This window comes from Niallia sp. FSL W8-1348 (assembly GCF_038006745.1).
Classification (GTDB): Bacteria; Bacillota; Bacilli; order Bacillales; family Cytobacillaceae; genus Niallia; species Niallia alba.
Genome location: NZ_JBBOVV010000003.1, coordinates 393,923 through 406,267 on the forward strand (window position 1 = coordinate 393,923; position 12,345 = coordinate 406,267).

11 protein-coding genes are annotated in these 12,345 nt (G+C 34.6%); 5 read left to right on the top strand and 6 right to left on the bottom strand.

Features of this window, described 5'->3' with window-relative positions; genetic code table 11:
* Positions 1-28: 28 nt before the first annotated feature.
* Both NST60_RS24615 and dnaE read right to left on the bottom strand, forming a co-directional pair.
* Positions 29-649 (bottom strand): FadR/GntR family transcriptional regulator, encoded by a 621-nt coding sequence (locus NST60_RS24615; RefSeq protein ID WP_016202786.1) that lies wholly within the window; start codon positions 647-649, stop codon positions 29-31.
* Between the two features lie 279 nt (positions 650-928).
* Positions 929-4,291, bottom strand: coding sequence for a DNA polymerase III subunit alpha (dnaE, locus tag NST60_RS24620; RefSeq protein ID WP_169188966.1), 3,363 nt, complete (start codon positions 4,289-4,291; stop codon positions 929-931).
* A gap of 893 nt (positions 4,292-5,184) precedes the next feature.
* On the opposite strand from dnaE, the gene NST60_RS24625 reads away from it, so the two are divergent.
* Both NST60_RS24625 and ytrI read left to right on the top strand, forming a co-directional pair.
* Positions 5,185-5,517 (top strand): YtrH family sporulation protein, encoded by a 333-nt coding sequence (locus tag NST60_RS24625; protein WP_016202788.1) that lies wholly within the window; start codon positions 5,185-5,187, stop codon positions 5,515-5,517.
* Entirely contained in the window at positions 5,518-6,027 is a 510-nt protein-coding gene (ytrI, locus tag NST60_RS24630) for a sporulation membrane protein YtrI (protein WP_101730643.1), read from the top strand.
* A 145-nt stretch (positions 6,028-6,172) separates the two neighbouring features.
* Here ytrI and NST60_RS24635 read toward each other — a convergent pair whose 3' ends face one another.
* The 3 genes from NST60_RS24635 to NST60_RS24645 all read right to left on the bottom strand — a co-directional run bounded on the left by NST60_RS24635 (position 6,173) and on the right by NST60_RS24645 (position 9,094).
* On the bottom strand, positions 6,173-7,105 hold the full coding sequence (locus NST60_RS24635; RefSeq protein WP_016202790.1) for a DHH family phosphoesterase: 933 nt from the start codon (positions 7,103-7,105) through the stop codon (positions 6,173-6,175).
* Positions 7,106-7,120: 15 nt separating this feature from the next.
* Complete coding sequence (locus NST60_RS24640; RefSeq protein ID WP_016202791.1) at positions 7,121-8,440, bottom strand: CBS domain-containing protein; 1,320 nt, start codon at positions 8,438-8,440, stop codon at positions 7,121-7,123.
* A gap of 408 nt (positions 8,441-8,848) precedes the next feature.
* Positions 8,849-9,094 carry a hypothetical protein gene (locus tag NST60_RS24645; protein WP_040343196.1) on the bottom strand — a complete coding sequence of 82 codons (246 nt, stop codon included), beginning with the start codon at positions 9,092-9,094 and terminating at the stop codon, positions 8,849-8,851.
* Positions 9,095-9,337: 243 nt separating this feature from the next.
* Here NST60_RS24645 and NST60_RS24650 point away from each other — a divergent pair, with 243 nt between their 5' ends.
* Positions 9,338-10,438: a M24 family metallopeptidase gene (locus NST60_RS24650; protein WP_016202793.1), complete on the top strand. Its 1,101-nt coding sequence runs from the start codon at positions 9,338-9,340 to the stop codon at positions 10,436-10,438.
* A 180-nt stretch (positions 10,439-10,618) separates the two neighbouring features.
* Entirely contained in the window at positions 10,619-11,236 is a 618-nt protein-coding gene (locus NST60_RS24655) for a cupin domain-containing protein (RefSeq protein WP_016202794.1), read from the top strand.
* 337 nt (positions 11,237-11,573) lie between these two features.
* Here the strand turns inward: NST60_RS24655 and NST60_RS24660 are convergent, their stop codons facing one another.
* Positions 11,574-11,720 carry a hypothetical protein gene (locus tag NST60_RS24660; protein ID WP_156827780.1) on the bottom strand — a complete coding sequence of 49 codons (147 nt, stop codon included), beginning with the start codon at positions 11,718-11,720 and terminating at the stop codon, positions 11,574-11,576.
* Between the two features lie 109 nt (positions 11,721-11,829).
* Here NST60_RS24660 and NST60_RS24665 point away from each other — a divergent pair, with 109 nt between their 5' ends.
* Positions 11,830-12,270, top strand: coding sequence for a universal stress protein (locus tag NST60_RS24665; RefSeq protein ID WP_016202795.1), 441 nt, complete (start codon positions 11,830-11,832; stop codon positions 12,268-12,270).
* Positions 12,271-12,345 lie beyond the last annotated feature (75 nt).

Below are 12,345 nucleotides of genomic sequence, written 5' to 3' on the forward strand. Positions count from 1 at the left end.
GATTCCTGTCATTTCCATGCACCAATATTCATTTAAAGTTATTGTAATGACTAAACACACTCCATAATTGCATTTGATCCTTCCGATCTAATGAATCTAAAAGAAGGAGGTAATCCTCTCGCTTCCATTCTTTCGCAGGAATTGTTAACGAGTGATAATAGTCATTCAAAATCGTCCATAAACGATGAACCAAGAAATTATCAGCGATTTTAATTAGTTGAAAAAAAAATTCGCTCTCTGATATTGCTTGTTCTTTCACCCAATGTTTTAAATGTTCGATTTCATCTTGTGTTATTTTTTCCATTGCAATATAAAGAGCATTTAATTGAATATAATTCTTCGTCTCCAAAACGTCTTGCTTTGCTTTATCATTCTGCAATATAAACGTACTGATCAATTCTACTAATTTATGACCTTGAAAATCGCGAAGAAAGGTACCTTCTCCTTTTCTCGTTTCAATAAGCCCTAAAAGCTCTAATGCCCTTAAAGCTTCTCTAATTGAAGATCTTCCTGCTCGAAGGGTTTCGCTTAATACCCGTTCAGATGGAAGCTTGTCCCCTGGCTTTAGGCCATTTTGATCAATCATTTCTCGTAAATGATTCACGATATCCACATATAACTTGGATTCCTTTGAAGATGATTCATTCATCTTATGTCTCACTCACTTCTTTCTTGCCTTTTTTAGACAACGTTTTTTAAAAATGGTTGTCTTCTTAAAGTTTGTTGTTAGTAACCCGCAGCCTGAATTCAGGCTGCTAAGTGTTTCAATACATTAAGTTTCCCTATTCAAAAAACAACATTCTTTTAGAAAACAGCCGATAAAATAAATAAAGTATAAGTACAAAATAATCCAATCCAATCATTCTGCTAAGTGGTCTGACCAGTTAGCTTATTAAACAATATAACAACTTTTTAAAGTTGTAAAGTTTTATCCAGTAAGGATAACTTGATCAGCACCTAGTAAAGCCGATAATTCAGCCATACATTCCTTACTTGGAGAAATTTTATATTCTTCGTTTAAAACGATGCTTTTTCCTGTTTCTTCATAATGAATAATAACCGGAGTAGTTCCCGGGAATTTTCTCATAACCGAGAGGAGTTCCATTTTCTGATTAACCATATGTTTCTCATTCATAACTTTAATAAACAACTTATGCTCTTTATTAGGAAGTGATTGGACAATTGTCTCCATCGATTCAGCTATTTGAATAACAAATTGTTTATTTGCATTTCTTTCTTCACATTTTCCTTCCAAATAAATCATTTCTCCTGAGATAAGCAAGCTTTGATATTTCTTAAAAACCGTTGGAAAAATAACCCCTTGAATGTCTCCGCTTTGGTCACTTAACTGGATAAAAGCCATAGGCTCCCCTTTTTTTGTCCGAATAACATTTAATTCTGTTATATACACAATACTTTTATGTTTCTTCCCTAGCTCCATTTCAATGATTGGAGTTGTTTGTAAAGTAGTCTGATACTGCTTATAGATAGACACTGGGTGATCTGACAAATAAAATCCCAATGCTTCTTTTTCTAAAGCTAACTTATCTTCTATTTTGAGTGGTTCTACTTCCACATATTTTGGTTTAAAAAAGAAATCATCCTCACTAAATAAATCATTTTGCTCCTCATCCTCTGGATGGACTAATTGTGCATGTTGTATTGCTACATCAATGGACGCCAGCAAAGTAGCACGATCCACACCAAATTCATCAAAACTTCCTGAATAAACAAGCATTTCCATTACTCTTCTGTTAATTGTTCTTGGAGAAACACGAATACAAAAATCAAATAAATCGTCAAATTTTTTCTGACTTCTTACCTTTAGAATTTCTCTCATTACATTTCCGCCAATACCTTTAATACCCGCTAAGCTATAACGAATTTTATTTTTTTCCACGCGGAAAAAGTAATTACTCTGATTAATAGAAGGCGGAGACAATTCAATATTCATCTGTTTTAATTCTTGAATATACTGAAGTATTTTTCCTGTGTTTCCAAGGGACGATGTCAATAATGCAGCCATAAAATACAATGGATAGTTTGCCTTTAAATAAGCAAGCTGATAAGCAATCATGCTATATGCCACTGCATGGCTTCTATTAAAACCATAGTTGGCAAATCGCACAATTAACTCATATATTTCATTCGCTGTTTTTTCGTGATATCCTTTTCTTTTGGCACCTTTTACGAAATGAACTTTTTCTTTTTCTAGAATATCTTTTTGTTTCTTGCTCACAGCTCTTCTCAAAAGATCTGCCTCTCCTAGTGAAAAACCAGCCATTTTCGAAGCAATTTGCATAATTTGCTCTTGATAAACGATAACTCCATATGTGTTGCTTAATATTTCTTCTAAATCAGGATGATAATAGTTAATCAACTCTTTACCATGTTTTCTATTAATGTAATGAGGAATATTCTCCATAGGTCCTGGACGGTAAAGCGCATTAACGGCTACAATATCTTCAAAATCAGTAGGCTGTAACCTTTTTAATACATTGCGCATCCCTTCCGACTCTAATTGAAAAATCCCTGTTGTCTCTCCCCTACTCAAAAGCTTGAATACAGCTGGATCATCGATCGGTATTTTTCTTATATCTATCCTTTTCTTTGTCGCTTTGTATAGCATATCAAGAATTGATTCAATGAAAGAAAGATTTCTTAAACCAAGAAAATCCATTTTTAATAAACCAAGTTCCTCTAAGTATTCCATACTATATTGTGTTAAGTAAATGTCGTCATGACCACCTTGAATCGGAATAATGTCAACAAGTGGCTGTTGACTTAGAACTACGCCAGCAGCATGTGTTGATGTATGCCTTGGAAGGCCTTCAATTTTACAAGCGGTATCAAATAGTTTTTTATTACGAGGAGATGATGTAACAAATTGTTGCAAACGTATTGATTCTTGATAGCTTTGTTTAAGATTGATTCCTAGTTTGGATGGAATCATCCTTGAAAGTTCATCTAGCTCTTTTACAGATAAGCCAAACGCTCGGCCGACATCTCGCAAGGCAGCTTTAGCAGCCAGCGTACCAAATGTAATAATTTGTGCAACGTGAAGCTCCCCATATTTATTTTTCACATATGAAATAACTTTGTCTCTCTTATTATCCGGAAAATCAATATCGATATCTGGCATTGAAATTCTCTCTGGATTTAAAAATCTTTCAAAAAGCAATTGATACTTAATAGGGTCTACGTCTGTAATATGTAAAACATAGGCAACAATTGACCCAGCAGCAGATCCTCTTCCAGGACCAGTTAAAACACCATTTTCCCGTGCGAACTTCATAAAATCCCAAACAATTAAGAAATAGTCACTGTAATTCATTTTCCCAATGATTTCAAGCTCGTATTCTAAACGCGCTTTATGTTCATTAGAAGGGACAGGATATCTCTCATATAACCCAGCAATACATAATTCTTTCAAATAACTTTGTGCATTTTTGTCCGCAGGAACAGTATATTTAGGCAATGTTGCAAGCATGCCCTCCATTTCGATTTGACATACTTCTCCCACTTGCCACGTATTCTCCAAAATATCTGGCAGATCATTAAATAACGCGAGCATTTCTTCTCTATTTTTTAAATAATGCTGATCAGAATGCCATTCATTTTGCTCAATATCTGATAGCTTCTCACCGTTTTTTATTGCGATTAAGCATTCATATGCAAAATGATCCTCTTGCTCAAGGTACATAACATTATTGGTTGCTACCATCTTGACTTCTTCTTGGATAGCCAATTGTCTTAATTGTTCATTTAAACTATCTTCCAAAGAAAGGCCGTGTCTTTGCATAGATAAGAAGAAGTGTCCTTGTTCAAATATGGACTTCCATAATAATAAAGTATCTTGGGCTGATTCCTTGTTACCATTCAAAAGATATTGTTCTATCTCACCTTCCCATCCAGGTGAGATAGCTATCAAGCCTTTTGCATAGTGCTTTAACCATTTTACGGGAATTCCTTGTGGATTTTTCGTTTGAATAGCACTTGTTATTTTCAATAAATTTTTAAATCCAAGGGTATTTCTAGCTAATAGAACTAATGGATAGGCTTTTTCCCCTTCCCATTCACTTATTACATCTACTGTTAGTCCAATAATCGGTTTTATTCCTTGCCGCAACGATTCTTTATAAAAAGAGGCTGCCCCATACATTACATTACGATCCGTTAAAGCAATAGAACGATAGCCCTGCTTTTTGGCATTGCTGACTAGCTCTTTAATGGAAAGAGTACTAGATAAAAGGCTATATGCACTAGAAACCTGAAGATGTACAAAAGACATAAATTCACCACTTTTCATGAAAATTTTTTAATTTTCTCCTATGTACAGGAGAGTATGTAAAAAGAGGCTGGACATAAGTATTCCAACTAAATATAAATCCGAACCATTATACGTAGATGCTGATAAAGTAAAACTTCCATCAGTGGGGTTTTCCTTCATCCCCCACTGATGGTTAGTTGAACCAATCGGACCTTTACGGACAGTTGATCTCCCACCTCTCTTCCTCGTATTCTCATAAGCTTACGGTTGAGTCTTACTGTCCGTTAAGAGTGGGATAAAACTTCCGTATAATGGTTTGGGTTTTTTTATTAATTTTAAGAAAGAAGATTTGTGGTTATTACCCGAAGACTGAATACACTTCGCTTTCCACGGGGCGAGCGTCAAGCCTCATTCCTGCGGGGTCTCGGACTTTCTCGCAACTCCCATCTACGTGTATTCAGTCTGCTCCGTCTTTCATCCTAATTATAGTTTCTTTTGAAAAGAGTTAGGAAACTTATTGTTATCGCTACTAAATGAGAAATTGTTCGTCTTTACCTATTATATATTTTGCTTCGTCCCATCCTCATCAATCTTTCTTACATAAAGCTTAGTTACCACTATAAAGGTAACTTACTTTTTAGAAAGCAATAATTCTTTCCGTTCTCCTTGACCTTTCTAAAAAAAACCTTTTTCCTTTCATTATAGATGTTCAGCGCAAAAAAAGAAAATATGTTCTCTTTATTAGTCGTTAGTTACGAAAGAAGATATTATCTTTTTTCAAAACTTATGAAGAATCGTCTTTAAAATCATTCATAAAAGCTATAGATTGTCCATAGTAATAAGAATAGAAAGTTTACTAGAGTCCGTTAAGAGTGGGATAAAAACCAAACCAAAAAAGTTAGAGAGGTTAACGTATGAATCAACAACCATTCTTCCCTACCTTCATCGAAAGCTACTTTATCGCATTAGGGGTTATATTAGGAGGTGCACTTTTAGGAGGGCTCGCTGCTTTCCTAACAGGAAAACCCCTCCTCACAGAAATCATTCGTATTTCCGGTATCATAAAAATTTGGGCAATTGTCACTGCAATTGGTGGTACTTTTGATGCGATTGATACGATTGAAAAAGGAATCTATGATGCTGGAACTAAAGACTTATTCAAACAGATTTTATTAATTGTATCAGCTTTTGGGGGAGCACATACTGGAATAACCATTATTAAATGGATCACACAGGAGTACATTTAAATGAGAATTCCACCATATTATAAAAATCGGGCAGTACAACGCTTTTTTGCCGGGATGGTCATCGGCGGGGTAATCAGTTGGTGTATTTTTGTCTTTATTTTTGGCGTATGGCAGGAAAGATATAGTTCAGAAATTAAAACACAGAAAGCTACCATTGAAGATTTAGAAAGAGAGAAGAAGATTTGGCAGGAAGAATTTGCTGCTCAAAATAAAACAACAGAAGAAAAGCTGACAGTTGAAAATATCGTTGTAAAAATAAACAATACAGATAAAGAAAAATACGATATCAAACCCTTTAATGCACTCGAAATGGAAGATGCAATTAAAGAAGACTTATCCACCATTATTGCTAAAGACCTTGATATGGTATATAAAAGTCGTGCACTACTAAAAAAATCAATCGAAAACAAGGTTGTTGTCTCCGATAAAAAACGTTACAAATTTAAGGTGACAGAGTTAATTATCTATACAACTGTTCATGTCGAATTAAGTGTAACCTTTGGGGATTAGATAAAGAAAACTAACGATCAGCTGGTGTTTTCCTCATGCTCCACTAATCGTTAGTTGAACTTATCAAATTATCCCCACCTAGCCTTGATTTTCTACAGCTTAATGTGAGAAGAGAGTGGGATAAATGAGTAACACCTTTTCTCCTCTATCTACAAACCGCTTCTAAATCCCTAATTACTTTACTTGCATCCTCCCATTGATAAATCGTTGCACCAGAAGCAAATGGATGTCCTCCACCATTATAACTTTTCGCAATTCCATTAATAACTGGACCTTTAGAACGTAAACGCACACGAATTTGATCCGCTTCCTCTATAAAAAAGACCCATGCTTTTAAACCTTTCACAGTCCCTAAACTGCTAACAAGTAAAGATGCCTGTGCAGGAGTTGCCTGAAATTGATCAAGAATTTCCTTATCTAGTTTCATGCTTGCAACACCATTTGCATGAACTTCAAAGTTCTGAAGGACATAGCCACTTAGCTTTACAATATGAGGATCTAACTCATACATTTGGTCATACATTTCTGTTCGGGAAAATGAATATTTGATTAATTCTCCTGCATAATGAAATGTTTTTTCTGAGGTACTTGGATAAAGAAATCTCCCTGTATCTCCAACAATCCCAGCATATAACAGCCTTGCTGCTTCATCACTCATCTTCAATCCTTGATCTCTTCCAAACAAATAAAATTCATAAATTAATTCACTAGTTGAACTAGCAGTAGTTTCCACCCAAACTATATCTCCATATGCATCATCATTTGGATGATGATCAATCTTAATTAGCCTTTTACCTGTTTGATAACGTTGATCACAAACCCTCTCTTGATTAGCTGTATCACATACGATAACCAAAGCATCCTTATAGATACCGTCATCAATGGTATCTAGTTTGCGTAAAAAGTTTAAGGATATTTCTTCTTCGCCTACTGTAAACACTTTTTTATCTGGAAAAGAAGCCTTAATAATTTCTGCTAGTCCTCCTTGCGATCCATATGCATCAGGATCTGGGCGAACATGTCTATGAATGATGATAGTATTAAACGCTTTAATTGCATCTAGTATTTGCTGTTTCATTTATTTCTCCCTTCTTTAATGACGATCAATTAATTGACACATCATCATTGCTTTTCCTACGAGTACACCTTGATTAAATACTTCAACGTCTACCTTCCCAAATTTCCGTCCTACCTCTAAAATTTTAGGTGCAATTTCAATGACACTATCCATTTGCACTGGCTTTATAAAATATATGGTCATATTTTCTACAACTAAATCACCTTTTTTAAAGCCTCTTAATACTCTGTTGGCAGCTTCTGATACTATCGTAGTAAACACACCATAAGATATGGTACCTATATGATTGGTCATTTGCGGCGTTACTTCACAGGAAAAAGTAGTTTCTCCTTTGTTTTTCCCTTTTGTCAACAATAGATGTTTAGTTACAATATCATCAATAGTTTCGCCAATTTGAGGTTGCCTTTGGTTCATTTGGAGCGCTTTTAATACATCTTGTCTACTAATAATTCCTTCTAATTTATTTGCCTCATCTACTACTGGCAAAACTTCAATTCCTTCCCATACCATCATATGAGAACAAGAAGCAACACTTGTTTTTCCACTTACAGTCATCGGTTGTTTCGTCATAACTTTTTCAATAGTCATATCCATCGATTTTCCGATAACATCCTTGGATGTAATCATACCTTGTACTTTTAAACTTTGATCTACTACGGGAAAGCGACCATGCAATGTTTCTTTATTATATTTATGCCATAAAGCGACATTATCTGTTGTTTTTAAATAAATTGTGTCTTTAAGTGGAGTTAATATATCTTCTACTAAGACAATTTCTTTTTTTATCAGTTGATCATAGATCGCCCGGTTTATCATCGTTGCAACGGTAAATGTATCATAACTTGTTGAAATGATAGGAAGCTGCAATTCGTCTGCTAAACGTTTCACATGCTCTTCTGTATCAAATCCTCCTGTTATTAAAACGGCTGCTCCAGCTTTTAAGACATGTTCATGGGCTCGTACTCGATTTCCAATTATCAAAAGATTACCAGCACCTGTATAACGCATCATTGCATCTAATTTCATCGCACCAATCACAAAACGATTTAATGTTTTATGTAACCCGGCTCTTCCTCCTAAAACTTGTCCATCCACAATATTAACTACTTCAGCATATGTTAATTTCTCAATATTCTCTTTCTTTTTTCGTTCGATTCTAATCGTACCGACTCTTTCAATCGTACTTACATATCCTTTATTTTCTGCTTCTTTAATTGCTCTATAGGCTGTTCCTTCACTCACATTTAACGCTTTTGCAATTTGTCGAACAGAAATTTTTTCTCCTACTTGTAATTCATCAATATAATTTAATATTTGCTCATGTTTTGTAGCCAAATTACCACCCTCTTTTAAGAAAAGCACATTGCTAAATCGCAAACAAACTTAGAAAAACATGTTGTTTTGATTCCTTAAGCTTGCTTAAAGCGAAAACTGCCTGCACTAAACATTTAAATACGTATTTTCTCTCTATTTATCTAAAATTCATCATTTATCTACTCATAGCTTACCGAGAAATATTTTTTCTTATTTCAAATAAGCTGACATATCTTTATTATAGAGTGAACTACTAGGGTATTCAATGAATTCTCTGTTAATCGTCATAAAACATTCGACTATAAACAAATGGAAGAACCATCATTTTCTCTCTTTCCCTAAATACATAAATTCCATTCGCCTATCTCTTCTCATTCTTTTCTACAAACGAAAGCTAGTATGGACTCATCCAAACTAGCTATTTTAATCTTATTGGTAATAATATATTTTTTTCTTTTTCTGTACTTTACTATAGGATCTTTTGACTGCTCTTGGTTTCTTAGGAGTATATAGTAACGCCGTTAAATTCCCTGCTACCACTATTAAAGCAAAGGCAAGCCAAGTAATCGAAAAGATTCCTTCAGCCCCTTCACTAAATGGAGAAAGTCTTGGCACTCCATAATATAAAAGCACTCCACATAATAAGATGCATAATAAATATCTATTCTTATTCATAATCATTAAAACCTCCCTGTTTCCATACTATGCGGACAAGACTGAAAAAAGTATGGAAAATTTGCTAAATTAAGATGTTAGCCATTATATCCACAATGACAAAAAATTTAGGAAAGCTAAATATTTACATGCACGACTTATGTTGTTAATCTTATAGGATAAGAAATATATTCAACTAGTCCTACGAAACAGCGTAAGAGTAAAGAAGTATTACTTGGTAAGAAAGACTTGGAGGTTGGTAACATGGAAAAAAAATTAGATTCTCTAGCAAACTGGATGAAACAAGAAGAAATTGATTTCACATTTTTAACATCAACAGATAATATCTTCTATTTCAGTGGATTTTACAGTGATCCACACGAAAGACTATTAGCATTGATTGTATTTCCAGAAAATGATCCAATATTAGTTTGTCCTGCCATGGAAAAAAATGATGCGAAAAACGCTGGCTGGAGCTATGAAATTATCGGCTATAGCGATACAGACAACCCATGGGACACTATTCAAAGCATGGTTCAAAGTCGTACAAGCCGTACGGTAAAAGTTGCCCTTGAAATGGATCACATGAACGTTACAAGATATCAGGCATTGCAGAATTCTTTCCCTAACATCAAAGGATATGTTTCTGCTGAAGAAAAAATTAATACTTTGCGTATGGTTAAAACTTCGGATGAATTAGCTAAAATAAAAGAGGCTTGTAAATGGGCAGACTTTGCTATAGAAGTTGGCTGCAATGAAATTGCAGAAGGTAAGTCAGAAATGGAAATCCTAGCAAGCATCGAATATGAATTAAAGAAAAAAGGCATCGGTAAAATGTCCTTTTCTACTATGGTACTAACGGGCGTTAATGGCGCTTCTCCTCATGGTAACCCTGGCGAAACAAAAGTAAGAAAAGGAGACTTAGTATTATTTGATTTAGGGGTAGTGGTTGATGGGTACTGCTCTGATATTACTAGAACAGTTGCTTTTGGAGACATTAACGAAAAACAAAAGGACATTTATGACACTGTTTTAAAAGCGCAGCTTACTGCAATCGAAGCCTCTAAGCCAGGCGTTTCATGTGCTACCGTTGACCTTGCTGCTCGTAACACGATAAAAGATGCGGGATATGGAGATTTCTTTCCACATCGTTTAGGTCATGGATTAGGTATTAGTGTTCATGAATTCCCTTCCTTAACGGAAACAAATTCGCTTGTTTTACAAGAAGGCATGGTATATACGATCGAACCTGGAATTTACGTACCGAATGTGGCAGGAGTTCGAATCGAAGATGATATCTATGTTACAAAAGAAGGGGTAGAGATTTTAACAAAATTCCCAAAAGAACTTCAAATCATCCAATAAGTAAAAATAATTAAGAGAGTATCGGTAAATGACCATCGATACTTTCTTTTTTGTTTTGTTTATAATTAACTTCGAATTAATATAAACTCCTAATCTATTTCTTCCTTTATGTACTTGCACCTAATTAAAAATCCTACATAAAATACCTAGACTTTTAAGGGGAAGAAGGAGAAGAAAAGAATGGTTAAATATGTGGATTATACAGATCCAAAAATAAAATATAGTTTCGATGTAAATAAAAGCAATTTTTTTAAAAGGGATAATCAAAATTACATTAATGTTTTAGGCGAACAACAGTTAAATTCGTTGGAAAACGTGTCATTGCTGGATATCTATTTAAGCAAAGATATTGTAGTGGAGCCACATGTTCACCAAAACGCAGCTGAACTCGTTTATTGTATATCCGGATCTGCCACTGTTTCGCTATTAAATCCGTTTACGAAAAAAATTCAAAACTATACAATCACACCTGCCCAAGTAGCGAATGTTCCCCAAGGATGGTGGCATTATGAAATTGCTAATACAAATAATACTCATTTATTAGCTATATTTAATGCACCAACACCTGAAGCAATCTTTGGATCTGATTTACTTCGCCTCACTCCTCCTGATTTAATGGCACATACTTATTCAATGGACGTAAATAAGTGGAAATCTACCATATCGCCAATTAATAAAACCACGATTCTTGGACCATCTATCAATAGAAACGATCCACGACAACAGCATTATCCAACTAACAATTATCCGCAACAACCAGGTTATCAACACCCTTACTACGTTCCAGGTCATTATTAATCTATATACTCATTACTAAATTGCCGAACCAATCTATTGAAAGATTCGTATAATTGTTTGGGATTTTTTATTCGTTTTTAAAAAGGATGTTCTATGAAGTTTGTTGTTATTACTCGTAGTCTGAATACACTTCACTTTCCGTGGGGCTTGCGCTGAGCCGCGGAAAGCGAGTGTCTGTAGCGCAATGGAACGAGCTGGTTCTTACATATGACTACATGTAAAAACACAAATAACCAAGTATGCGAAAGTAGCCATTATTCAATAGCTAAATTAGGGATTATTCGTCTGTAAAGAATATCTATTTAGTTATGCCCCAGCCTCTTGGAACTATATATATTTACTGTTTCGGCTGTTTCTTTTCTTCACTTAAAATAGTATCAATCGCACCAGCATTATATGAATCCATTACTTGTGCTGTTACCTCTTCGCTTCCTTTTTCATCAAATTGAAACTCATTCTGTTTACTTCCATTTTGTTTGTCCATCTTAATTCCTCCCTTTCTTAAATTCTTACCTATTATCTGAATGAAAAGTTAAACTTATGCATGAATTGGGTATATAATATAAGTAGATAAACTAAAGGAGTGAACACGGATGAACGTAAACTATCAAAACATTATTGTTGCAGTAGATGGTTCAGAAGAAGCAGACAATGCAATAAAGAAAGCGATTTCAATAGCGAAAGAAAACAGTTCCAAGCTTGTTATTGCTCACGTTATTGATACAAGGTCTTTTGCAACAGTAGCTGCATATGATCAGTCCATAGCCGCTAAATCGGATGAGTTCGCAAATGAGTTATTAGATAAATATGTAGCGGAAGCAACTACTGCAGGTATTCAAAATGTAGTAAAAGCAATTGAATTTGGTTCTCCACGCTCAGTAGTTCCTCGAGAAATCGCAACTAAATATAAAGCAGATTTAATTGTTTGTGGAGCTACAGGATTAAATGCAGTTGAGCGATTTATTATTGGAAGTGTATCTGAAGGAATAACAAGAAACGCACCTTGTGATGTTTTAGTTGTTAGAAATAGTTAAGCAATATAAAGAAAACTTTTATCATTTACTGTCCGTTAAGTGTCAACTAAAGTGTAAAGAAGAATATTCTATTAT